Origin of the sequence: Piscinibacterium candidicorallinum (genome assembly GCF_047549485.1) — a bacterium.
Classification (GTDB): domain Bacteria; phylum Pseudomonadota; class Gammaproteobacteria; order Burkholderiales; family Burkholderiaceae_C; genus Piscinibacterium; species Piscinibacterium candidicorallinum.
In genome coordinates, this window is record NZ_CP180191.1 from 1,802,706 (window position 1) to 1,826,609 (window position 23,904).

A 23,904-nucleotide genomic window follows, 5' to 3' on the forward strand; every position below is an offset into this window, starting at 1 on the left:
GCTTCGTTCTGCCTACTCGGCTGGCACCGCGGTTTCGAGGGCCAGCGCGTGGATGGGATGAGGCATCAGATCGGCGACGGCATCATACACAAGGCGATGTTGCTGAACGCGGGTTTTCCCTCTGAAACATGCCGCTACAACTCGCGCGTGGTAGTGCCGTGCGCCGCCTTGCGAGCCAGCATGTCCAGCATGCAGATGACTCTGATCGCTGATGACAAGTTCCATCGGCGCCAGTGCGGCGGTCAGTCGATCGCGCAGCTGTGCCGTTAGCGGATGCTCAGGAAGCTCGCTCATCAGGAGCCCTCGGATTGCGCGGGCGGCGGCTCATCGAGCTTGATATGTCGACTAACGTAGATCGCCACCACGACGGTGAACGCAATGATCGCGCCGGTGATGCCCCAGGTGCGCCAATAGACCCAGGTTTCGGTCGGATAGTTGAGCGCGACGTAGGCATTGGCGGCGGCCAGCCCCGAGAAGAAGACGCACCACATCTGCAGCAGGCGCAGCCACACGGCATCGGCCAGCTCCAACTGCGCACCCAGCAACCACTTCAGCAGGTTGCGCCTGAAGCCGTATTGGCCGATCACCAGCGCACTGGCTGCGAGCAGATACAGCACCGTGGGCTTCCACTTGATGAAGCGCTCATCATGCAGCGCGATGGTCAGGCCACCGAAGAGCACGATCACGATCAGTGAGAGCCAGAGCAAAGGCTGAATCTTCTGCCGGGTGAGCTTCATGTAAAGCACCACCAGTGCCGTGACGGCAATGCCCAGCTTGGTGGCAAAGTAGATGTCACCCAGCTTGAAGCCCACAAAGAAGGCGATAGCAGGCAGGAAATCGATCAGAGCTTTCAAGAGCTGACTTTCGTGGCGATGGGAGCCGCAGCGGCGCCCGGGTGGCGCATGAAGGCGCGCCTACTCGGTTGCGCCGGCGCGGAAAGTGAGAGCGTAGCCGTTGATGCAGTAGCGCAGACCGGTGGGCGGCGGGCCATCCTCAAAGACATGGCCCAAGTGCGCGTCGCAGACATTGCAACGGATCTCCGTGCGCACCATGCCATGGGAGTGATCGGCGATCTCGCGAACGTTCTCGGGGTTGAGTGCCTTGAAGTAGCTGGGCCAACCGCAGCCGGAATCGAACTTGGTGTCGCTGGCAAACAGCGCCGTGCCGCAGCACACGCAGTCGTACACGCCGTGTTCGTGGCTGTTCCAGAATCGGCCTGTGAAGGCGCGTTCCGTTGCGGCTTCGCGCGTGATGGCGTATTCGATCGGCGAGAGCAGGGCACGCCATTCGGCTTCGGTTTTGGTCACTTTTTTCATCTTTGGCTCCGAAAAATGACACTACGACGAACAGCTCACTTCCAGCGAGCCGGCCCAATCCGGCGGCAGTGCTGCGTAGGCCTCATGTTCAGGCTGTTCGTCGTACGGGGCGGCCAAAACTTTCAGCAGGCGTGCGACTTCGCTGTCGTCGTGTTCATCGGTGCTCTTGCGGATCGCAGTCTCTGCGAGGTGGTTGCGCAGCACAAACTTTGGATTCACGCGCTTCATCGCGGCCGACCGTTCGGCATCAACGCTGGCCTCGCTGCGCAGGCGTTCGCGGTAGGTTGCGGCCCACGCATCGAATGCTGCGCGGTCGATGAACAGATCGCGGATGGGCGCGTCGGCCGACTGGTCGTCCAGTTTCAGATCCGCAAGCCGGCGGAAGAAGATCGTGAAGTCCGGGTGGTTGCGGTGCATTAGCTCCAGCAGACCAGTCAGCAGTTGGGCATCGGCCTCTGCCCAGATCTTTAGTCCCAGCTTGTGCTGAAAGGCCGTGCTGAAAGCCGCCTCGAAGCGATCCACATAGTGCTGCACAGCAGCCTTGGCTTCGTCCACGTCGCCAATGAGCGGTAGAAGGGCCTCCGCCAGCGCGGCGATGTTCCAGTGTCCGATGGCGGGCTGGTTGTGATACGCATAGCGACCCTGGTGATCGCTGTGATTGCAGATGTGTCCGGCGTCAAAGCCGTCCATGAAACCAAAGGGGCCGTAGTCCAGCGTCAGCCCGAGGATGCTCATGTTGTCGGTGTTCATCACACCGTGCATGAAGCCCACGGCCTGCCACTGCGCGATCATGTCCGCTGTTCGGCCCGCCACGTCCATGAGCAGCGCGGCGTATGGGTTGGCTGCATGCCGTAGCTCCGGGCGATAGGTGTCGATCGTGAAGTCCGCCAGGGCCTTGAGCGCGTCCTTCTGGTTGCGGCTCGAAAAGTGCTCGAAGTGGCCGAAGCGGATGAAGCTGGGTGCCACACGCAGCACCACAGCGGCGGTTTCAACTGTCTCTCGGATGACCGGATCGTCCGTTCCGACCACGCCCAGTGCGCGAGTTGTGGGAATGCCCAGGCCAGCCATGGCTTCGCTGCACAGAAACTCGCGGATCGAACTGCGCAGCACGGCGCGGCCGTCCCCCATGCGGGAGTAGGGTGTCTTGCCCGAGCCCTTGAGCTGCAGTTCGTAATGCTGACCATCCGCACCGCGCACCTCGCCCAGCATCAGCGCGCGGCCGTCCCCCAATTGGCCCGCCCAGACACCGAACTGATGACCCGAGTACACGGTGGCCAGCGGGGCGCCGGAGACCGGTACCGCGCGTCCAGCAAGGATCTCCAGCCAATTTGCCTTGGAAAGGCCCATGGATGCTGGATCCAGCATTTGCGCTACGGAATCGGAGAAGCCAACCCAGCGCGCCGGCTGCGCAAGCGGCTGCGGCTGCAGGCGGGTGAAGAACGCCTCGCCCAGAGCCGCAAAGCGGTTGGTGAATGGCAGGCCGGTGTCGAGTTCGGGCAGGCTGCCGGCGGGCGCGCCACGTTGCAGCGCAGATTGGAGGGGAGCATTCATATGGGCTATTTTCGGTTGGATTCTAGGTGGCTGCGCTCCCGCCGAAGATCAGGGTACTGCGCGCAAGACCCCACAAAAACCAAGGAGACTGAACGATGCTGCACGGGCTGATGATGGACGCGCCCCTGACGATTTCAAGCCTGATCGAGCATGCCGCAAGGCACCATGGCGAAGGCGAAATCGTGTCACGCGGGACAGAAGGCGTAATCCGCCGCAAGACCTGGGCGCAGATCCGCAGCCGCGCCAAGCAGGTGGCCAACGTGCTCACGCAGATGGGCGTGAAGCAGGGCGATCGCGTGGCGACCCTCGCTTGGAACACCGATCGGCATCTGGAGCTGTATTTCGGCGTCTCTGGCATGGGCGCGGTGCTGCACACCATCAACCCGCGCCTGCACCCCGAGCAGATCGCGTGGATCGCCAACCACGCTGAAGACACCGTGCTGTTTTTCGACAGCACCTTCCTGCCGATCGTCACGGCCATGGCACCGCACGCCAAGAGCCTGCGCCACCTCGTCATGCTGACCGACACTGAGCACATGCCGGCCGACAGCGCCCTGGATCTCCAGTGCTACGAAGCCCTGCTGGGCGCAGCCTCCGAGGTGTTTGACTGGCCGGCGATCGACGAGCAGGCGGCATCCAGCATGTGCTACACGAGCGGCACGACCGGCAACCCCAAGGGCGTGCTGTACAGCCATCGGTCCACGTTGCTGCACACCTATGGGGTGTGCATGCCGGACTCCCTGAACATCAGCGCCCGGGACAGTCTGCTGCCTGTGGTGCCCATGTTCCATGTGAACGCCTGGGGGCTGCCCTACGCGGCGGCGGCCACCGGCTGCAAGCTGGTGATGCCAGGGCCGGGGCTGGATGGCAAGAGCCTGCACGAACTGTTCGAGGCTGAAGGCGTGACCATCTCTGCGGGCGTGCCCACGGTCTGGCTCGGACTGCTGAATTTCATGCGCGAGCAGAGCCTGAAGTTCTCGGCCATGAAGCGCACGGTCATCGGCGGCTCGACCTGCCCGCCTGCGATGCTGCGCAGCTTCGAGCTGGATTACGGCGTGCAGGTGCTGCATGCCTGGGGCATGACGGAGATGAGCCCGCTGGGCACGAGCTGCACGCTCAAGCGCCAGCACATGGCTCAGGACCGCGAGGCGCAGTTTGCAGTGCAGTTCAAGCAGGGGCGAACCGTCTTCGGCGTGGACCTGCGCATCGTCAACGATGCCGGCGATTCCCTGCCCTGGGACGGCAAGACCAGCGGGCACCTGCAGGTGCGCGGCCCCTGGGTGCTCAAGAGCTACTTCAAGAATGAGGGCGGCGATCCGCTCACGCCGGACGGCTGGTTTCCCACCGGTGATGTGGCCACGATCGACGCCGAGGGCTACATGCAGATCACCGACCGCAGCAAGGATGTGATCAAAAGCGGCGGCGAGTGGATCAGCTCCATCGATCTGGAAAACATCGCCATGAGCCACCCGGCCGTGGCCATGGCAGCCTGCATTGGCGTGCCGCACCCGAAGTGGGACGAGCGCCCGTTGCTGCTGGTCGTCAAGCGGCCGGGTCAAGAGCTGAGCAAAGCCGATTTGCTCGCACATTTCGAAGGCAAGATCGCCAAGTGGTGGATGCCCGACGAGGTGCTGTTCATCGACGCCATCCCCTTGGGCGCGACCGGGAAGATGCTCAAGACCAGGCTGCGCGAGCAGTACGGCAGTACGCCGCTGCCCGCATGAACGCGGCTTGGGCGGGGCAACTGTTGTTTCCACCCCGCTTTAGGGAAACCCCGACATCGGCTTGGATTGAATGCTGCGCTGCGGTTTACCTACATTCGGCGGTACCCAAGGGTTGCCCCGGAGTACGGGGCTAGAAATCACAACGAGGAGACATGTATGCGCAATCTGCGCTTGAAGACGCTGGCTGCAGTCACGCTGGTCACGGGTTCGATGCTTGCGGGCAGTGCCTTCGCCCAGACCAAGGTCCGGATTGCGTTCATTGACCCGCTCTCCGGCCCTTTCGCGCCGGTGGGTCAGAACCAGCTCAAGAGTTGGCAGACCGTGGCCGAACTCGCCAACCAGCAGAAGTGGGCGCCGGGTTATGAATTCGAAGTCGTTGGCTTCGACAACAAGACCAGCCCGCAGGAAAGCCTGACTGTTCTGCGCACCGCGATCGACCAGGGTTTCCGTTACGTGGCCCAAGGCAACGGCTCCAGCGTTGCGATCGCACTGTCTGATGCGATCAGCAAGCACAACGAGCGCAACCCGGGCAAGGAGCTGGTGTTCCTGAACTACGCCGCCATCGACCCCGTGCTGACGAATGCCCAGTGCAGCTTCTGGCACTTCCGCTTCGACGCGAATGTCGAACAGAAGATGGAAGCGCTCACGACCTACATGCAAAGTCGCAAGGAGATCAAGAGCGTCTACCTGATCAACCAGAACTACTCATTCGGTCAGCAGGTGGCGCGCTCTGCCAAGGAAATGCTTAGCCGCAAGCGACCGGATGTGAAGATTGCTGGTGAGGATCTACACCCGCTGGGTCAGGTGCGCGACTTTTCGCCTTACATCGCCAAGATCCAGCAAAGCGGTGCGGATACCGTGATCACCGGAAACTGGGGGACCGACCTCGCCCTGCTGATCAAGGCGGCCAATGATGCAGGCCTGAAGGCCAACTTCTACACGTACTACGCCGGTACCACTGGTGTGCCCACGGCTATGGGTGCCACTGGCGCTGAACGTGTGCGCATGGTGGCCTACTGGCATCCGAACGAAGCCACCTTCAGAGGTCAGGACGTCGTCAAGCGAATGAAGGACAAGTTCAAGGATGACTACTACTCCATGGCGACCTTCAGCGCCATCCGCATGATGGCCGACAGCATCAATGCCGCAAAGAGCGCCGATCCAGTTCGGGTGGCCTTTGCCATGGCCGGCCGCAAGAGTCAGAGTCTGAATGGCGAGGTGGAAATGCGTGCCATGGATCATCAGCTCCAGCAGCCGCTGGTGATCGCCACGTGGGCCAAGGTGGACGGCAAGACGGTGAAGATCGATCAGGAGAACACTGGCTTCGGCTGGCGCACGGAGTCCGTACAGCCGGCCTTTGTGGGTGTGCAGCCTTCGTCGTGCCAGATGAAGCGTCCCGCGCAGCCCAAGTAAGGGATGCTCATGCTCAAGCCGCGGAAGAGGTCTTCCGCGGCTTTTGTTTGGCTGAAAATCTAACGATCGTTCGCATTCTCCATTGCTACACAGCGGCGCGGGCCAACGGCCGCTTTTCTACTGAGCCTGCATGGATTCCACCTGGATCACCTCCATCCTGAACGGCCTGGCCTACGGTCTGCTGCTGTTCATGCTGTCTTCGGGGTTGACGCTCATCTTCTCGATGATGGGCGTCTTGAACTTCGCTCACGCCAGCTTCTACATGATTGGCGCCTACGTCGCCTACCAGATCACGGTGCTCAGCACCAAGGCGCTGGGTGGCAACGCGGGCTTTGTGCTGGCGCTGATCCTGGCGCCACTGGTTGTCGGTGCGTTGGGTGCGCTGATCGAGCGATACGGATTGAGACGCGTGCACAAGTTCGGGCATGTGCCTGAGCTGCTGTTCACCTTCGGGCTGTCCTACATCATCGTGGAGCTGGTGCAGGTGATCTGGGGGCGCGCGGCGGTGCCTTATCGCGTACCGGAGATGCTGACCGGGCCGATCGACTGGCTGCAACAGAGCATGGGGCTGACGTTCCCTGAGTACCGCCTGTTCCTCATGGGCGTGGCGGTCGCCATGCTCGCGGCGCTTTGGCTGGTGCTTGCCAAGACCCGCACGGGGCTGGTGATCCAGGCAGCCCTCACGCACCCCGAGACGGTGGAGGCGCTGGGCCACAACGTTCCGCGGGTGTTCATGCTGGTGTTCGGCGGGGGGTGCGCACTGGCGGGGCTCGCGGGCGTGATCGGCGGGCCCGCATTCGTGACCGAGCCGGCGATGGCCGCGGCCCTGGGCTCGATCATTTTCGTGGTTGTGGTTGTCGGTGGCATGGGCTCTCTGGCTGGGGCGTTCGTCGCCTCGATCCTCATCGGCTTGCTGCAGAACCTCGCCGTGAAGGTCGACTCGAGCGGCGCTGACGTGCTGCAGGCTTTAGGCATGACCGTGACTGAGCAGACCTTTGGCTACGCAGTGTGGAAGCTGTCTGTGGCGCAGGTGGCTCCCGTGCTGCCCTACCTGTTGCTGGTGCTGATCCTCATCTTCAGACCCAAGGGGCTCCTTGGGACGAGAGAAGGGTGAACGGCATGGCCAATTCGACCTTCCGCTTCAAGCCGATCAACTTCGGCCGCTGGTTCATCTGGGGCTTCACCACGCTGCTGTTCATCGGTGCGCCGCTGGTGTTCGACAGTGGCTTTGCGATCACGCTGCTCTCGCAAATGGGCATCATGATCATCTTCGCGCTGTCCTACAACATGCTGCTCGGGCAGACGGGCATGCTGAGCTTTGGCCACGCGGTGTATTCGGGCCTGGGGGCGTTCTTCGCCATCCACGCGTTGAACTGGATCGCCGCCGGCAAGCTGCATCTGCCGGTGAGCCTGCTGCCGCTGGTGGGTGGCTTGGCCGGTGCGTTCTTCGGTGTGATCTTCGGCTACGTCACGACCAAGAAGGCCGGCACGCCCTTCGCGATGATCACCCTGGGTATCGGCGAAATGGTCTTTGCCTGCTCGCTGATGTTCCCCGGATTCTTTGGCGGCGAGGGCGGCATTACCGGCAACCGCGTAGTGGGCGAGCCCTTCTTCGGCCTGACCTACGGCCCGGCCATCCAGGTCTATTACCTGATCGCCGTGTGGACCCTGGTGTGCATGGTGATGATGTTCGCCTTCACCCAGACGCCCCTGGGACGCATGGCCAATGCGGTGCGCGACAACCCGGAGCGCGTCGAGTTCATTGGCTACAACACCCAGCGGGTGCGCTGGTTCGTGCTGATCGCCTCGAGCTTCTTTGCCGGCGTCTCCGGCGGCCTGACTGCGATCAATTTCGAGATCGTGGGCGCCGAATCACTGAGCGCCATCCGCTCGGGTGGTGTGCTGCTGGCTGTGTTCCTGGGTGGGGCACTGTTCTTCTTCGGCCCGATTCTCGGTGCGATCGTGTTCGTGATCTTTGCCATCTCGATGAGCGAGTTCACCAAGGCCTGGCAGCTGTACCTGGGTGTGGTGTTCGTTCTGATGGTGATGTACGCGCCGGGCGGGTTGTCCAGCCTGATCCTCATGAACCTGCGCGTGGTGGGCTACGGCAAGTTCAAGCGCCTGCTCGACCCCTACCTGGGTGTGTTCGCAGGCAGCCTGCTGCTGACCTTGGGCGTGATCATGGTCATCGAGATGACCTATCACCTCACGCTCGAGGCCGCCAATGGCACCGTGCGCAGCATCTTCGGCTTCCAGATGGATACCGCGGGCGGCACCGCGTGGATCATCGCGGGTTCACTGCTCGTGGGCGGCACGCTGATCTTCGAGCCGATGCGGCGCCGTTTCAAGGCGGAGTGGGACGCGATTGCCGAAGAGATCGAAGACGAAGAACAGAAGAAGCTCGTCCTATGAAGCCTGCAGCACTCCATCTGGCGGACGTCCGCAAGTCCTTCGGCAAAACCGAGATCATCCGAGGTGTGAACCTGTCGATTGCCGCAGGGGAACGACACGCCATCATCGGCCCCAACGGCGCGGGCAAGTCCACGCTGTTCAACCTCATCAGCGGGCGCTTCGGCGTGAGCAGCGGCCGCATCGAACTCAATGGCGCAGATGTCACGCGCAAGAAGCCCTTCGAGATCAACCGCATGGGGCTGGCGCGCAGCTTCCAGATCAACAACCTGTTCGGCAACCTGAGCGTGTTCGAGAACCTGCGCTGCGCGGTGCTCTGGAGCCTGGGCTACAAGTACTCGTTCTGGCACAAGCTCAGCCAGCTCAAGGATGCCAGGGAGCGCGCGGAGCAGGTGATGGAGCGCATCGGTCTGAACCGGCGGCGCGACACCAAGGCGAGCCTGCTCACCTATGCCGAACAGCGTGCCCTGGAGATCGGCATCACCATCGCCGGTGGCGCAGACGTGATCCTCCTCGACGAACCGACCGCGGGCATGTCCAGAAGCGAGAGCGACCGTGCGGTGCAGCTGATTCGCGAAGTGACCGAGGGCAAGACCCTAGTGATGGTCGAGCACGACATGAGCGTGGTGTTCGGGCTGGCTGATCGCATCAGCGTGCTGGTGTACGGCGAGGTGATTGCCAGCGACACGCCGCAGGCAATTCGTGAGAACGCAGCGGTGCAGGAGGCCTACCTCGGCGGGCATGGCGCCGAAGAAGAGACGGAGCCTGCCCATGGCTGAAGACTTTCTCTCGATCAAGAACCTGCATGGCTGGTATGGCAAGAGCCATGTGCTGCACGGCGTGGACATGCAGGTGGGCAAGGGCGAGATCGTCAGCCTGCTGGGTCGCAACGGGGTGGGGCGCTCCACCACTGCCAAGGCCATCATGGGGCTGGTGGATGCCACTGGCTCCGTGCGATTCAAGGGGACGGAGTTGGTGGGCAAGAAGGCCTATGAGATTGCGCACCTGGGCATCGGCTATGTGCCGGAGAATCGCGACATCTTTCCGACGCTGACCGTCGAGCAGAACCTCACACTCGGTCTGAAGGGCACCAAACCCGGGCAGTGGAGTTACGAGGACATGTACCGCATGTTCCCGCGCCTGAAGGAGCGCCAGCACACACAGGCGGGCGTGCTGTCCGGGGGCGAGCAGCAGATGCTGACCCTGTGCCGCACGCTCATGGGTGACCCGCAGCTCATCATCATCGATGAGCCGACCGAGGGCCTTGCACCCAAGATCGTCGAGCTGGTGGCGCAGTACCTGCAGGAACTCAAGCGCCGCGGACTGTCCGTGCTGCTCATCGAGCAGAAGCTGGCCATCGCGCTGGACATCTCCAACCGCGTCTACGTGATGGGCCACGGCAATGTCGTGTTTGAGGGTACGCCAGCTGATCTGAAGGCCAACGAGAAGGTACGCAAGGAGTGGCTGGAGGTTTGATGTTCAGCGTCTTGCTGACCGTTATTGTTTTAATTTAGTCACCGCATAGACGACTTTCCGCATATTCAAAGCGCCTTTAGGGTGATTTTCGGCTTTCTATTTTGATGACCGAATTCGTCGCTTGTTTCCGCTGAATTGCTTTGGCCTGGCAGCTGCCACGCCGAAACCGAACGATCGTGCTTTTTGAGGTACGCTGCCCCAATCGAAGCGGCGCCGTGACCGGACTGAAAAGCGAGCGCTGCTCATCCTCCCAGGAGACTTCATGACCGCCAGATACGCTCTTCACGGCGCAGTTGCCTTCATCACGCTCGACAACCCGCCGGTCAACGGCCTGGGCTACGAGACCCGCAAATCGCTGTGCGAAGGCATCGAGCGCGCCAATGCGGATGCCGCAGTCACGGCCATCATCATCACGGGCGCAGGCAAGGCCTTCTCAGGCGGCGCCGATATTCGCGAATTCAACACCCCCAAGATGGCGCTGCAGCCCGATCTGCACGCCTGCATCCGTACCGTGGAGCTCAGCGCCAAGCCGGTGATCGCCGCCATCCACACGGTGTGCATGGGCGGTGGGCTAGAGCTTTCGCTGGGCTGCCACTACCGGATTGCCGCACCCGGCGCGCAGATTGCGCTGCCCGAAGTGAAGCTGGGCCTGCTGCCCGGGGCAGGCGGAACGCAGCGCCTGCCGCGCGCGCTCGGCGTGGAAAACGCACTGAACATGATCGTCAGCGGCGAGCCGGTCAAGAGCGAGCTGCTCGCCATGGCGCCCGGCCAGAAGCTGTTCGACAAGCTCAGCAAGAGTGTCGAGACGCTGGCTGAAGAAGCGCTGGCCTTCGCCAATGAGGTTGCAGACAAGCGTCCTCTGCCGCTGGTGCGCAATCTGCCCGCCACGCATGCCGAGGCCGACGGCTACTTCCAGTTCGCCCGCAACACGGTACGGGCCGTCGCGAAAAACTTCCCGGCGCCGGTCAAGTGTGTGGATTGCGTGGAAGCCGCCGTCAAGAAGCCGTTTGATGACGGCCTGAACTTCGAGAAGGAGCAGTTCATCGCGCTGATGATGACGCCCGAGAGCAAGGCCCTGCGCCATGCCTTCTTTGGCGAGCGTGCTGCCAGCAAGATTCCGGACGTGCCGGAGAGCACGCCGGTGCGCGAGATCAGGAAGGTCGCCGTCATTGGCGCCGGGACCATGGGAGGCGGCATCTCCATGAACTTCCTGAATGCCGGCATCCCCGTCACCATTCTGGAGATGAGTGCCGAGGCGCTTGAGCGTGGCACCGGCATCATGCGCAAGAACTACGAGGGGCAAGTCAAGAAAGGCAAGCTCAAGCAGGAGAAGCTCGAACAGCGCATGGCCCTGCTGAGCACCACCACGAGCTACGAGGACATCAAGGATGCGGATCTCGTCATCGAAGCCGTGTTCGAGGACATGGGCGTCAAGGAGAAGGTCTTCAAGCACCTGGATGCCGTCATGAAGCCCGGTGCGATCCTGGCGTCCAACACCTCCACGCTGGACGTCAACAAGATTGCCGGCTTCACCCAGCGGCCGCAGGACGTGGTCGGCATGCACTTCTTCAGCCCGGCCAACGTCATGAAGCTGCTGGAGGTGGTGCGCGGCGCCGCCACGGCCAAGGATCTGCTTACCACGGTCATGAAGGTGGCCAAGACCATCCGCAAGACGGCAGTGGTCAGCGGCGTGTGCGACGGCTTCATCGGCAACCGCATGATCGAGCAGTACAGCCGCCAGGCGCTGCAGATGGTGGAAGAGGGCGCCAGCCCCGAGCAAGTGGACCGCGCCATCGAGAAGTTTGGCTTCGCCATGGGCCCATTCCGCATGAGTGATCTGGCAGGCAACGACATCGGCTGGGCCATCCGCAAGCGCCGCTATGTCGAGCAGCCCGAACTCAAATACAGCAAGGTCGGCGACAAGCTTTGCGAGCTCGGCCGCTTTGGCCAGAAGACCGGTGCCGGCTGGTACGACTACCAGCCGGGCAAGCGCGATGCGCTGCCGTCGCCCGTGGTCAAGGAACTTGTCGAGAAGCACCGCAAGGACGCAGGCATTACGCCGCGCAAGATCGGCAACGACGAAATCGTCGGCCGCCTGGTGTATGCGCTGGTGAACGAAGCTGCGCACATCCTGGAGGAAGGCATTGCCAGCAAGGCCAGCGACATCGACATGGTCTACCTGACCGGCTACGGCTTTCCGCTCTGGCGCGGCGGCCCCCTGTGCTACGCCGACACCATGGGCCTTCACAACGTGGTCACGGACATGAAGCGCTTTGGTTCGCAGCCGGGTGCAGATGCCGCCTTCTGGACGCCGGCGCCGCTGCTGCTGAAGCTGTTGGCCGAAGGCAAGCCGCTTGTTTGAGCTGGATGGCGAAATGATCTTGCGCTGCGCGCCTTGACGACGCCCTCGGGCACGACTGAAGCCTCGCCCGACGCTCTCGCCGCAGCACGAAACCCACGGAGAATTCACATGCAAGACGCAGTCATTGTTTCCACCGCCCGCACGCCCCTGGCCAAGAGCTGGAAGGGCGCCTTCAACATGACCCACGGCGCCACACTGGGCGCCCACGTGGTCAAGGCCGCGATCGAGCGCGCCGGCATCGACGGTGGCGCGGTGGAAGACGTGCTCATGGGCAACGCCTTCCCGGAAGGCGCCACGGGTAGCAACATTGCCCGCCAGATCGCCCTGCGTGCCGGCCTGCCTGTCAGCGTGGCTGGCGCCACCGTCAACCGCTTCTGCTCCAGCGGGCTGCAGACCATCGCCATGGCCGCCCAACGCGTGATTGCGGGTGAGGGTGATGTCTATGTGGCAGGCGGCTTGGAAGCCATCTCCTGTGTGCAGAACGAGATGAATACGCACATGCTCAAGGAGAGCTGGCTAGATGCGAACATCCCCGCCATCTACTGGCCCATGCTGCAGACGGCCGAGACCGTGGCCAAGCGCTACGGCATTGGCCGCGACGTGCAGGATGAATACGGCGCGCTCTCCCAGCAGCGCGCCTGCGCCGCCTGGGCGGCCGGCAAGTTTGCCGATGAAGTGGTACCCATCACCGTCACCGCCGGCGTGGCCGACCCCGTCATGGGCATGCGCACCAAGGAAGTGACTGTCTCGGTGGACGAAGGCCTGCGCGAAGGCACCACCAAGGAGGCCCTGGGCAACATCAAGCCGGCCGTGCCCGGCGGCGTGGTGGCTGCAGGCAATGCCAGCCAGTTCTCGGATGGCGCCGGCGCCTGCGTCGTGACGTCTGCCAAGTACGCCGAGCAGAAGGGCCTGAAGCCCCTGGGTATCTTCCGCGGCTTTGCCGTGGCGGGCTGCGAGCCCGACGAAATGGGTATCGGCCCCGTGTTTGCCGTGCCCAAGCTGCTGGCCCGCACGGGTCTCAAGATCGATGACGTCGGCCTGTGGGAACTGAACGAGGCCTTTGCCGTGCAGGTGCTGTACTGCCGCGACAAGCTCGGCATTCCGGCCGACCGCCTGAACGTCAACGGCGGCGCCATCGCCGTGGGCCACCCCTACGGCATGAGCGGCCAGCGCCTCGTGGGCCACGCGCTCATCGAAGGCAAGCGCCGCGGTGTGAAGTACGTGGTCGTGACGATGTGCATTGGTGGCGGCATGGGGGCCGCGGGACTCTTTGAGGTCGTCTAGCTGTGAGGGCCTGGCTCGTCCTCCTCCTGCTTAGCGTGCTTGGACTGCCTGCCGCACTGCAAGCGCAGTCGAATCGTGCACGCAGTGAACCCTACAAGGTTCCGAAAATGTTTGTTGAAGCGATTCGGCGCAAGGACTGCAAGTTCGCTGTGGAGGTCGTCAACGATCTGCTGCAGGCGCGTGACCCGACAGCGGGGCTGCTCACTCTGGGCTACATGCGGGAGCGCGCCATCTGTGTTGCGCAAGATCGCGCCAAAGCGAAAGATCTGTACCTTAAGGCGTTCGCTCGCAATTCGAATTCCGACGCAGCGATTCGTCTGGCAGCGCTAGCGGCCACCGATTCGTCGCCAGAGGCCACGGGCGAACTGTTCTGGTGGATGCGGCGCTCTGCGCGATGGTCAGAGAAATCAGGGAATCAGCTGGCAAGCAACTGCTTGCCACCAGCAACCGACGATCCAGAGGCCTTCGTCAGAGAACTGGGACAGTGGGACAGCAAGCTGTTGCAACACTGCCGGTTCTCCAACGGCTTGTCTGCACTGATTGCCGTCGCCATGGGCTACCCGGAAGATGCAATCCTTGCCGATGCAACAGGTGAGATTGTTATCCGGATTGCTCCGGATGCTAGCGATGCCCAGGTTGTCCGTGTGCAAGGGAAAAATGTCGAGGTATTGACCAGCTGGACGATGATGATCCTGCGTGATGCCCTGAGCCGGGTGCAGCCGCCACGCTCGCCGCTTGGCATCGTGGAAATTCCGTTCGCATTCAAAATCGGCACGCCCTGAGGCCATGAGTCTTTCCTACGAACTCTACTTTCTGCTCAGCCATTGGCTGAGTGCTGAGGCGCTGACCCAGCGTCCGCGATACTCGGATCACTCCGCCGAAACCTTTCAGGCCGCCCTCGACCTCGCTGAAAGGCTGGCGCGCGAGCACTTCGCGCCGCACAACCGCAAGGCCGACGAGAACGAGCCGCGTTTTGATGGCGAGCGGGTGCATCTGATTCCGGAGGTGAAGGCCGCACTCGACGCCTTCATTGCGTCGGGGCTGATCGCGGCCGAGCACGACTACGAGTTTGGCGGCATGCAACTGCCGCAGGTGGTGGCCAAGGCCTGCATGGCCCACGTGATGGCGGCCAATGTGGCCACAGCGGGCTACCCCTTCCTGACGATCGGCAATGCCAACCTGCTGCTGGCCTACGGCAGCCCGGCGCAGATCGACGCCTTTGTGCGGCCTGAGCTGGCCGGCCGCTTCTTCGGCACCATGTGTCTGTCCGAACCCCAGGCGGGCTCCAGCCTGTCGGACATCAGCACGCGCGCCGAATTCGAGGGCGACTCGCCGCTCGGCCCGCAGTACCGGCTGCGCGGCAACAAGATGTGGATCTCGGGCGGTGACCATGAACTCACCGAGAACATCGTGCATCTGGTGCTGGCCAAGATCCCCGGGCCGGACGGCAAGCTGATTCCCGGCACCAAGGGCATTTCACTCTTTGCCGTGCCCAAGCGGCTGGTGAGCGTGGCCGGGCAGGGTGACAGCGCGCACGTGACGGTGGGCGAGCGCAATGATGTGGTGCTCGCGGGCCTGAACCACAAGATGGGCTACCGCGGCACGGTGAACACGCTGCTGAACTTTGGCGAAGGCAAGTTCAAACCGGTGGGCGCGAGTGCTGAGGCGAAGGCGGGCGCGATCGGCTACCTGGTGGGTGAGCCGGGCCGCGGCCTGAACGCCATGTTCCACATGATGAACGAGGCGCGTATTGGCGTGGGGCTGGGCGCCACCATGCTCGGCTGGGCGGGGTATGCGGCCAGCCTGGAGTACGCCCGCGGCCGGCCCCAGGGCCGCCCGATGACTGCCGCCGGCAAGGACCCGGCGAGCCCGCAGATCCCCATCATCCAGCATGCCGACGTCAAGCGCATGCTGCTCGCCCAGAAGGCCTATGCCGAAGGCGCGCTGGCCCTGAACCTGTTCTGCGCCCGCCTCGTGGACGAGGAAAAGACCGGCGAGACCGAGCAGGCGCGCAAGGACGCGACCCTGCTGCTCGACATCCTGACACCGATCGCCAAGAGCTGGCCCAGCCAGTGGTGCCTCGAGGCCAATGCCCTGGCCATCCAGGTCCATGGCGGCTACGGCTACACCCGGGACTATCCGGTCGAGCAGTACTACCGCGACAACCGCCTCAACCCCATCCACGAAGGCACGCACGGTATCCAGGGGCTGGATCTGCTGGGCCGCAAGGTGGTCATGGCCGAGGGTGCGGCCTTCAAGCTGCTGGGCGAGCGCGTCAAGGCCACCATCGGCCGGGCCGTGCAGAGCAAGAGTGCCGACACGCGGCGCTGGGCACAGATGCTCGGCGAACGGGTCATGCGTCTGGCTGCCGTGACGCAAACGCTCTGGGGCGCAGGCGATCCGCAGAAGACCCTGGCCAATGCCACGGCCTACCTGGAGGCATTCGGCCATTTGGTCATGGCCTGGATCTGGCTGGACCTGTCGCTCGCAGCGTCTGCGGCGTGGGACGAGAGCCGAAGCGACTTCCTGCATGGCAAGTGGCAGGCCTGCCGCTATTTCTATGTGTATGAACTGCCCAAGGTGGATGCGCAACTGGCGTTGCTGGAGTCGCTGGACACCACCACCCTGGACATGCAGGATGCATGGTTCTGAGGGATGTGAAATGAGCTGGATGGGCATCTTCAACAACCGCTTCGAAGGGATCATCTGGATCCTCATCTATGGCGGCATGATCGTCACCGCCGGCGGGCTGTACATGCTGTTCAACGACCTGGCGCCTGACGTGATGCCCTTTGTGCTGAGCGCCGGCGTGCTGGCGCTGGTCATCGGCGTGGCCATGATCGTGAAGCGCTCCCGCATGAACCTGCCGGAGGATGGCATCAAGTGATCCGCCATGTGGTGATGTGGAAGCTCAAGAACCCGGCCGATGCACCTGAGTTCAAGCGCTTGCTGGACAGCTGCGCCGCCGTGGTGCCGGGCATCCTGCGCTTTGAGGTGGCCATGGCCACGCCGGGGCTGGAAGCCAACGCAGACGTCATTCTCATCAGCGACTTTGCAGACGAAGCTGCGCTGGCCGCCTACCAGAGCCACCCCCACCACAAGGCGGTGGGCCAGACCCTGGGCGCCATGCGCGAGACGCGCAGCGTGCTGGATTGGCGAGTGGAATGAGACCGGAAATCCGATTCGGAATGCAGTTCCGCTTGTCTGGCGCGGCTTTCCAGCCATTTTGGCCTGAAGAGCCGCGCCGAATGGACTTCTACGTTTTCAGATCGAGGACACCATGAGCATCAAGCAGCTGCTTGACCTGTCCGGGCGCACCGCGCTCATCACCGGCGGTTCGCGCGGGCTGGGCCTGCAGATTGCCGAGGCGCTGGGTGAAATGGGCGCGCAGCTCATGCTGTCGGCCCGCAAGGAAGACGAGCTGCGCGAGGCGGTGGCGCACCTCGCAGCCCAGGGCATCCGTGCCGGCTACGTGGTGGCCGACGGCAGCGACGAAGGCTCGATCGACAGCTTGGCGCACGAGAGCATCGCCGTGCTCGGCCACGTGGACATCCTGGTGAACAACGCTGGTGCCACCTGGGGCGCCCCGGCCGAGGACTACCCGCTCGAGGCCTGGGACAAGGTCATGGATCTGAACATCCGCGGCCTGTTCCTGCTCACGCAGGCCATCGGCAAGCGCAGCATGATCCCGCGCAGGTACGGCCGCATCATTAACGTGGCCAGCATCGCCGGCCTGGCCGGCAACCCGCCGGGCACCATGCAGACCATTGCCTACAACACCAGCAAGGGCGCGGTCATCAACTTCACTCGTACCCTGGCGGGCGAGTGGGGCCGCCACGGCATCACGGTCAATGCGCTGGCCCCCGGCTTCTTCCCGAGCAAGATGACCAAGGGCGTGCTCGCCGCCATGGGCGAAGACCGGCTTGCGATGGGTGCGCCCTTGCAGCGCATCGGCGGGCCGGAGGATCTGAAGGGCGCTGCGCTCCTGTTTGCCAGCAACGCCGGCCGGCACATCACCGGGCAGGTGCTGGCGGTGGATGGCGGGGTGAGTGCGGTATGACGCATTTTCGACTTCTTTTGGGTCAGATCCTCGCCCTAGTTCTGATTCTTGGGGTGTTTCTCTCGCTGATCATTCTGTTGAACCTGCTTGGGCTTGGTGAAGCCGGTGGCATTCCATGGCCTGCCTGGAGCGCGGTGCCTGCGTTGCTATGGATTGCACTTGCCGCCTCATTTGGCTGGAGGCACCGGCGATCCATCGTCGAGTCGCATCCGGGTCGGAGCGATCAATGAGCAAATCCCTCGCCGCCCGCGGCATCGAAATCCCCTTCCATGACGACCTCGGTCTCGACTACGGCCCGGTCGAGGGCGGCCGTGCCGAGTGCTACTTGGACGTGGATCGCCGCCACACCAACAGCTGGGGCGTGGTGCATGGCGGCGTCGTGATGACCATGCTGGATGTGGCCATGGCGATGGCGGGGCGCTCGGTGCAGGCCTCGCAGCAGGGCGGCAATGTCACGGTGGAGATGAAGACCACCTTTGTGCGCGGAGCCAAGGGGCCGCGGCTCACGGCACGCGGCACCTGTTTTCACACAAGCACGAGCATGGCCTTCTGTGAAGGCGAACTGATCGACAGCGAAGGGCAGGTCTGCGCCAAGGCCAGCGGCACCTTCAAGTTCCTCAAGTCGTGGGAAGCCGCTGCCAAATTGGGCATGGCACCCACCACCATTCTCAAAGGAGACTGAATCATGGCCACCACATTCAACCGCATCGTCCTCGCATCCCGCCCCACGGGCCCGGTCACGCCGGACAACTTCCGGCTGGAAAGCGTCACGGCCCCGGACCTGGCCGATGGCCAGGTGCTGGTGCGCCACCACTACCTGAGCCTGGACCCGTACATGCGCGGCCGCATGAATGACAGCCGCAGCTATGCCCAGCCGCAGCCGCTGGATGAAACCATGATCGGCGGCACGGTGGGCGAGGTGGTGGAGAGCCGCAACAGCCACTTCAAGGCAGGCGACAAGGTTGTGGGCATGGGCGGCTGGGCAGAATATGCCGTCGTCGATGCCAGCCAGCGCGGCGTGCTGCAGAAGGTGGATACCACCCACATACCGCTCAGTGCCTACCTCGGTGCCGTGGGCATGCCCGGCGTGACCGGCTGGTACGGCCTGACGCAGATCTGCGAGCCCAAGGCGGGTGAAACCGTGGTGGTGTCTGCTGCCTCCGGCGCGGTGGGCGGTGCCGTGGGGCAGCTCGCCAAAGCGCGCGGCTGCCGTGCCGTGGGCATTGCCGGCGGCCCGGACAAGTGCCGCTATGTGGTTGAGGAGCTCGGCTTTGATGCCTGCATCGACTACAAGACCCACAGCGACGGCAAGGCCCTGAACAAGGCGCTCAAGGAAGCCGCGCCCAACGGCATCGACTGCTATTTCGAGAACGTGGGCGGCTGGATCATGGACACCGTGCTGCTGCGCATGAACGCCTTCGGTCGGATCGCGGTGTGCGGCATGATCGCCGGCTACAACGGCGAGCCCCTGCCCATGGCCAACCCGGCACTCATTCTGGTGAGTCGCCTGAAGATGCAGGGCTTTATCGTGAGCGAACACATGGAGAAGTGGCCCGAGGCGCTCAAGGAGCTGGGCACCCTGGTGGCGACGGGTAAGCTGAAGTATCGCGAGACCGTCTCCCAGGGTCTGGCCAGCGCGCCGGAGGCCTTCATGGGCCTGCTCAAGGGCGCCAACTTCGGCAAGCAGCTGGTCAAGCTGATCTGAACCCATATCGAGGGCATGTCACTCAAGCACGTCGTCATTCTCCGCGCCGGACCCCAATGGCAAGCTGGTCAACCCCTGCGCAGCCAGCGCTTCCATGTCGAGCACCTCGCCCACTGGGCCAAGTGGCTCAACAAAGGGCTGCTGCTCGATGGCGGCCACTTCATGGATCACTCCGGCGGTTTGATGATCTGTGCCGAAGGGGTCACGGAGGAGGACGCCATGGAGTTCGCCTCCAAGGACCCGGCCGTGAAGAACGGCGTGCTGATCGCCTACGTGAAGCCCTGGTACCAGACCGTTACCTCGCTGGTGGCTGCGCCCAGCGCACGCCCGCGCGATCCGGACCGGTTCTGAGCTGGGCGCGCCCGGGCGTTTCGACTGGCGTCGCTCACTCGGGATCCCGGCCATACCCGCGCTCAGAGGGCCGCGGCAGCAGACCTAGCCTGCTGCGACCACCCGGCCATCCATCACCGTTCATGGGACTGCCTTGTCGCGGATTGGCTCTGCGCCAAGTCGCGCGGCCGTCTGGCGGGTCATTCCACCCACAATCGACTGCATGAGCACTTCTGCCTCCACACCCGCTCTGGCCTGGACCTGGGCCCGATTTGCCGATCTCAGTCCCTTCGATGTGTACGACTTGCTGGCCCTGCGCAGCGAGGTCTTCGTGGTCGAGCAGCAGTGTGTCTTCCAGGACCCGGACTACGTCGATCAGCAGTGCTGGCACCTGCTTGGGCGTGCGAAGGATGACCAAGGCAAGCTTCTGGCCTATCTGCGTCTGGTCGATCCGGGCGTGAAGTACCCGGAACCCTCGATCGGCCGCGTCATCAGCTCGCCCGCGGTGCGCGGCACGGGCATGGGCCGCGTGCTGGTGGCCGAGGGCATTGCCCGACACCACGCCACCTGGCCGGGGCAGAAGAACCGCATCGGCGCGCAGGCTCGGCTTGAGCGCTTCTACATGGACCTGGGCTTTCGCACGATCTCCGAGCCCTACATCGAAGACGACATCCCCCACATAGAAATGATTCTGGAGGCAGCATGAAGCAGTTTGCCGGCCGCACGGCCGTGATCACCGGCGCGGGTTCGGGTTTCGGTCTTGAGTTTGCGCGGGAAGCCGCTCGCCGCAGCATGAACCTGGTGCTGGCCGATGTGCAGGACGACGCGCTGGCCGCCGCCGTGGCCGAGCTGCAGGGGCAGGGCGCGCAGGTGCTGGCGCAGAAGGTGGATGTGGGCAGCGCCGCCGCCATGGAGGCCTTTGCCACCGCGGCCATGGCGCGCTTTGGCGTGCCGCATCTGGTCTTCAACAACGCCGGCGTAGCCTTTGGCGGCCTGATCTGGGAGCACACCCAGACCGACTGGGAGTGGGTGATCAACGTCAACCTCTGGGGCGTGGCCCATGGCGTGCGCCTGTTCGTGCCGCACATGATCGCTGCCGCGCAGCAGGACCCGGCCTACGAGGGCCACATCATCAACACCGCCAGCATGGCCGGGCTGCTCAATGCGCCGAACATGGGCGTCTACAACGTCACCAAGCATGCGGTGGTGAGCCTGTCCGAAACCTTGTATCAGGATCTGGCGCTGGTGACGGATCAGGTCGGCGCCAGCGTGCTCTGCCCGTACTTCGTGCCCACCGGCATCCACCAGAGCCATCGCAATCGCCCGGCCGAGCTCAAGGGCGCGCGCCCGACCAAGAGCCAGATGATTGCGCAGGCCATGAGCGAAAAGGCCGTGACCTCAGGCAAGGTGTCCGCCGCGGAAGTGGCCGCCAAGACCTTTGCCGCGATCGAGGCCCGGCAGTTCTACATCTACAGCCACCCTCAGGCCTTGGGCATGGTGCAGACGCGCCTCGAAGACGTCGCGCAGGGCCGGAACCCCACCGACCCCTTCAAGGACCGCCCGGACCTGGGCGAAAAGCTGCGCATGCAACTGCGCGCCGAGGCCTGAGCCATGGCCGCCCCGATCCAGGACGGCCAGTTTGCCGAGGTGCAGCTCGGCACCAAACTGCACTACGCCACGGCCGGCACCCCGGGTGCGCCGCTCATGGTCTTTGTGCATGGCTTTCCCGAAGCCTGGTTCGAATGGGAGGCGCAACTGGCGCACTTCGGCCAGCGCTGGTTTGCGGTGGCGCCGGACCTGCGCGGCTTCAATCGGTCCAGCAAGCCGCCCGAGGTGGCCGCCTACCGGCCCAAGACGCTGATCGGCGACCTGACCGGGCTGATCAGGCATCTGGGTTACGACAGTGCCGTCGTCGTGGCGCATGACTGGGGCGGGGCGCTGGCCTGGAACCTCGCCATCCAGCAGCCGCAGTGGGTCAGGCAGCTCATCATCATCAACTCGCCGCACCCTTATGCCTTCATGCGCGCCCTGGCCACCGACCCAGCTCAGCAGGCCGCCAGCGCCTACATGAACTGGCTGCGCACGCCGGGCAGCGAGCTCGGTCTGGCCAAGCATGGCTTTGCGGCGCTGGAAGGCTTCTTCAACGGCATGGGCCAGCCCCCGGCGCCGTGGTTCGAGCCGCTGCGCGAGCGCTACCAGGCCATGTGGTCCGTACCCGGGGAGAACGGCAGCCATTCGCTGACGGGCGGGGTGAACTACTACCGCGCCAGCCCCCTGCATCCGCCCACGCCCGCCGATCCCGGCCCGGCGGCGCTGAACCTTCAGCCGCAGGACTGGCTCGTCAAGCGGCCCACGCTGGTGATCTGGGGTGAGCGGGACCTGGCGCTGCCCGCCACGCTGCTCGACGGTCTGGACGCGCTGGTGAGCCCGCTGACCATCGAGCGCATTCCGGATGGCGGCCACTGGGTGGTGCACGAGCAGCCGGAACGCATCAACGCAGCCATCGACGCGTGGCTCACCAAGCAGGCATGACGCCCGGAAAGCGCATGCAAGATCGGCTCTGGGTGCGGGTTTTCAGGCCAAAAGGGCTGAAGAAGTCCGTGGGACAAGCGGAAAGTCTCTTTGGCTTTTCGGTTGGTGAGGCAGCATGAGCACATCTGCGCTGGACGCACAGGTTGCCGCGCTGCGCGCCCAAGCCGCCAAGCGCCGCACGCCGCACTACCGCGACCTGCCGCCGGCCGAGGCGCGCAAGCTCTACGAAAAGCAGGCCCCGATCGTCGACATCAAGCCCGTGGCGCTGCCGCGGATTGATGAGCTTCACCTGCCTTTGGCAAGCTTTGGCGGCGGTGCCAGCGTGGCGGCGCGGCTGTATTACGGCGCCGAGCCCAACCCCTGGCTGCCACAGCCGGTGCTGCTGTTCTTTCATGGCGGCGGCTTCACCATCGGTTCGATCAACACGCACGACCGCATTTGTCGCTGGCTTGCCGCCAACGTGCCCTGCGCGGTGCTCAGCGTGGATTACCGCCTGGCGCCGGAGCACAAGTTCCCGTCTGCGGTGCACGACGCCTGGGCGGCGCTGCGCTGGCTGGAGGTGCATGGCGCCGGCCACGCGCTGGATACGGGCCGGATCGCCGTGGGTGGAGACAGCGCCGGCGGCACACTCGCTGCTGTCACGGCGATCCATGCGCGGGATCACAACCTGCCGCTGGCTTTGCAGCTGCTCATCTACCCCGGCACGGCGGGCCACCAGAACACGCCAAGCCACAAGCGTCTGACTCACGGTTACTTGCTGGACCGCGAGGACATCGACTGGTTCTTCGGCCACTACCTGCGCAGCCCCACAGACCGCAATGACTGGCGCTTCGCCCCGCTGGACGCACCCAACGCGCCGCCGCTGGCCGGCGTGGCGCCGGCCTGGGTGCTCACCGCCGGCTTCGACCCGCTGTGCGACGAAGGCCGCCGGTATGCCGAGAAGCTGCAGGCGCAGGGCGTGTCCGCGTACTGGGTGGACTTTCCGGACATGGTGCATGGTTTCTTCAACATGGGGGGCTGGGTGGACCGGGCGCGCGTGGCGCATGAACAGGCTGCCGCCGCGCTGCGCGAGGCCTTTGGCTTGGCCGACGCCCCGGCCCTGATCGGCAGCATGTGAAGAGCCTTCTCGCTTGTCCATCAAGCGTTTCCGGCCAATTTGCCTTCAAGATCCGCATGAATGCTGGGTCTGTGAAGATGAACCCAGCATTCATGCGCCTTTTCAGACCAAGCGGCCTGAAGATGCTTGCCAGAACAGCGAGACCCCTGCCTGAACCGAACGCACGGAGCACGCAACCATGATCAAACGCAGCGACTTTGCCTTCCTCCACACCCTGCGCGTGCGCTGGGCCGAAGTGGATCTGCAGAAGGTGGTGTTCAACGGCCACTACCTGACCTATTTCGACGTGGCCTTCACCGAATACTGGCGCGGCACCGGTCTGCCGGGGCCGCTGGCGCAGCACGCGGCGGGGCGCGAGCTCTACGCCCGCAAGGCCGGCATCGAGTACCACGCACCGGCGCACTTCGATGACCTCATCGAGATCGGCGTGCGCTGCCAGCGCATCGGCAACAGCTCCATCCGCTTCGTGCTGGCCATCTTTCGCGAGGCCGAGCTGCTGATCACCGGCGAGCTGGTTTACGTGTATGCCGACAGCGCCACCAGCACACCGCAGCCGGTGCCGGCAGATTGGCGGGCCCGGCTCGCAAGCATCGAGCGGCAGCCGATCGAAGGGCTCGACTGAGAC

Annotated in this window: 25 protein-coding genes; 21 read left to right on the forward strand and 4 right to left on the reverse strand. The window is 64.0% G+C overall.

The features are described from left to right. Positions 1 to 12: 12 nt before the first annotated feature. The 4 genes from ACMDW7_RS08125 to ACMDW7_RS08140 are packed head-to-tail and all read right to left on the reverse strand — an operon-like array spanning position 13 to position 2,867. Complete coding sequence (locus ACMDW7_RS08125) at positions 13 to 294, reverse strand: BolA family protein (RefSeq protein WP_414859638.1); 282 nt, start codon at positions 292 to 294, stop codon at positions 13 to 15. Beyond that, entirely contained in the window at positions 294 to 854 is a 561-nt protein-coding gene (locus tag ACMDW7_RS08130; protein ID WP_377301670.1) for a septation protein A, read from the reverse strand. The genes ACMDW7_RS08125 and ACMDW7_RS08130 overlap by 1 nt, the downstream gene beginning before the upstream one ends. A gap of 60 nt (positions 855 to 914) precedes the next feature. Then, entirely contained in the window at positions 915 to 1,316 is a 402-nt protein-coding gene (gene msrB, locus ACMDW7_RS08135) for a peptide-methionine (R)-S-oxide reductase MsrB (protein ID WP_377301668.1), read from the reverse strand. Positions 1,317 to 1,337: 21 nt separating this feature from the next. Further along, entirely contained in the window at positions 1,338 to 2,867 is a 1,530-nt protein-coding gene (locus ACMDW7_RS08140) for a protein adenylyltransferase SelO (protein ID WP_377301666.1), read from the reverse strand. A gap of 98 nt (positions 2,868 to 2,965) precedes the next feature. On the opposite strand from ACMDW7_RS08140, the gene ACMDW7_RS08145 reads away from it, so the two are divergent. The 21 genes from ACMDW7_RS08145 (at position 2,966) to ACMDW7_RS08245 (ending at position 23,901) form a co-directional block, all read left to right on the forward strand. Beyond that, entirely contained in the window at positions 2,966 to 4,591 is a 1,626-nt protein-coding gene (locus ACMDW7_RS08145) for a 3-(methylthio)propionyl-CoA ligase (protein WP_377302547.1), read from the forward strand. A 156-nt stretch (positions 4,592 to 4,747) separates the two neighbouring features. Beyond that, positions 4,748 to 6,004 (forward strand): branched-chain amino acid ABC transporter substrate-binding protein, encoded by a 1,257-nt coding sequence (locus tag ACMDW7_RS08150; RefSeq protein WP_377301664.1) that lies wholly within the window; start codon positions 4,748 to 4,750, stop codon positions 6,002 to 6,004. Between the two features lie 130 nt (positions 6,005 to 6,134). After that, positions 6,135 to 7,118 carry a branched-chain amino acid ABC transporter permease gene (locus ACMDW7_RS08155; protein ID WP_377301662.1) on the forward strand — a complete coding sequence of 328 codons (984 nt, stop codon included), beginning with the start codon at positions 6,135 to 6,137 and terminating at the stop codon, positions 7,116 to 7,118. A gap of 5 nt (positions 7,119 to 7,123) precedes the next feature. Continuing rightward, entirely contained in the window at positions 7,124 to 8,416 is a 1,293-nt protein-coding gene (locus ACMDW7_RS08160; RefSeq protein WP_377301660.1) for a branched-chain amino acid ABC transporter permease, read from the forward strand. After that, positions 8,413 to 9,192, forward strand: coding sequence for an ABC transporter ATP-binding protein (locus tag ACMDW7_RS08165; protein WP_377301658.1), 780 nt, complete (start codon positions 8,413 to 8,415; stop codon positions 9,190 to 9,192). Before ACMDW7_RS08160 ends, ACMDW7_RS08165 begins: the two co-directional genes overlap by 4 nt. Then, positions 9,185 to 9,889, forward strand: coding sequence for an ABC transporter ATP-binding protein (locus ACMDW7_RS08170; protein ID WP_377301656.1), 705 nt, complete (start codon positions 9,185 to 9,187; stop codon positions 9,887 to 9,889). The genes ACMDW7_RS08165 and ACMDW7_RS08170 overlap by 8 nt, the downstream gene beginning before the upstream one ends. Before the next feature lie 262 nt (positions 9,890 to 10,151). Next, a complete protein-coding gene (locus ACMDW7_RS08175; protein WP_377301654.1) occupies positions 10,152 to 12,251 on the forward strand; it encodes a 3-hydroxyacyl-CoA dehydrogenase NAD-binding domain-containing protein in 2,100 nt (699 codons plus the stop codon). Between the two features lie 108 nt (positions 12,252 to 12,359). Continuing rightward, on the forward strand, positions 12,360 to 13,535 hold the full coding sequence (locus ACMDW7_RS08180) for an acetyl-CoA C-acyltransferase (protein WP_377301652.1): 1,176 nt from the start codon (positions 12,360 to 12,362) through the stop codon (positions 13,533 to 13,535). Between the two features lie 107 nt (positions 13,536 to 13,642). Then, the gene (locus ACMDW7_RS08185) at positions 13,643 to 14,317 is read left to right on the forward strand and encodes a hypothetical protein (protein WP_377301650.1); all 675 of its coding nucleotides are present in this window, start codon (positions 13,643 to 13,645) and stop codon (positions 14,315 to 14,317) included. A 4-nt stretch (positions 14,318 to 14,321) separates the two neighbouring features. Then, the gene (locus ACMDW7_RS08190) at positions 14,322 to 16,187 is read left to right on the forward strand and encodes an acyl-CoA dehydrogenase (RefSeq protein ID WP_377301648.1); all 1,866 of its coding nucleotides are present in this window, start codon (positions 14,322 to 14,324) and stop codon (positions 16,185 to 16,187) included. Between the two features lie 10 nt (positions 16,188 to 16,197). After that, entirely contained in the window at positions 16,198 to 16,422 is a 225-nt protein-coding gene (locus ACMDW7_RS08195) for a hypothetical protein (protein WP_377301646.1), read from the forward strand. Then, the gene (locus ACMDW7_RS08200) at positions 16,419 to 16,703 is read left to right on the forward strand and encodes a Dabb family protein (protein WP_377301644.1); all 285 of its coding nucleotides are present in this window, start codon (positions 16,419 to 16,421) and stop codon (positions 16,701 to 16,703) included. The genes ACMDW7_RS08195 and ACMDW7_RS08200 overlap by 4 nt, the downstream gene beginning before the upstream one ends. 112 nt (positions 16,704 to 16,815) lie before the next feature. After that, on the forward strand, positions 16,816 to 17,595 hold the full coding sequence (locus tag ACMDW7_RS08205) for an SDR family oxidoreductase (RefSeq protein WP_377301642.1): 780 nt from the start codon (positions 16,816 to 16,818) through the stop codon (positions 17,593 to 17,595). 226 nt (positions 17,596 to 17,821) lie between these two features. Then, positions 17,822 to 18,277, forward strand: a complete 456-nt coding sequence (locus tag ACMDW7_RS08210; RefSeq protein ID WP_377301640.1) for a PaaI family thioesterase — start codon at positions 17,822 to 17,824, stop codon at positions 18,275 to 18,277. A 3-nt stretch (positions 18,278 to 18,280) separates the two neighbouring features. Continuing rightward, on the forward strand, positions 18,281 to 19,300 hold the full coding sequence (locus tag ACMDW7_RS08215) for an NADP-dependent oxidoreductase (protein WP_377301638.1): 1,020 nt from the start codon (positions 18,281 to 18,283) through the stop codon (positions 19,298 to 19,300). 15 nt (positions 19,301 to 19,315) lie between these two features. Further along, the gene (locus ACMDW7_RS08220; protein ID WP_377301636.1) at positions 19,316 to 19,651 is read left to right on the forward strand and encodes a YciI family protein; all 336 of its coding nucleotides are present in this window, start codon (positions 19,316 to 19,318) and stop codon (positions 19,649 to 19,651) included. Between the two features lie 202 nt (positions 19,652 to 19,853). Beyond that, positions 19,854 to 20,336: a GNAT family N-acetyltransferase gene (locus tag ACMDW7_RS08225; protein WP_377301634.1), complete on the forward strand. Its 483-nt coding sequence runs from the start codon at positions 19,854 to 19,856 to the stop codon at positions 20,334 to 20,336. Then, complete coding sequence (locus ACMDW7_RS08230) at positions 20,333 to 21,238, forward strand: SDR family oxidoreductase (protein WP_377301632.1); 906 nt, start codon at positions 20,333 to 20,335, stop codon at positions 21,236 to 21,238. Before ACMDW7_RS08225 ends, ACMDW7_RS08230 begins: the two co-directional genes overlap by 4 nt. 3 nt (positions 21,239 to 21,241) lie before the next feature. Then, entirely contained in the window at positions 21,242 to 22,162 is a 921-nt protein-coding gene (locus ACMDW7_RS08235) for an alpha/beta fold hydrolase (RefSeq protein ID WP_377301630.1), read from the forward strand. A 115-nt stretch (positions 22,163 to 22,277) separates the two neighbouring features. Then, positions 22,278 to 23,279 (forward strand): alpha/beta hydrolase, encoded by a 1,002-nt coding sequence (locus ACMDW7_RS08240; protein WP_377301628.1) that lies wholly within the window; start codon positions 22,278 to 22,280, stop codon positions 23,277 to 23,279. Between the two features lie 178 nt (positions 23,280 to 23,457). Next, entirely contained in the window at positions 23,458 to 23,901 is a 444-nt protein-coding gene (locus ACMDW7_RS08245; protein ID WP_377301626.1) for an acyl-CoA thioesterase, read from the forward strand. Positions 23,902 to 23,904 lie beyond the last annotated feature (3 nt).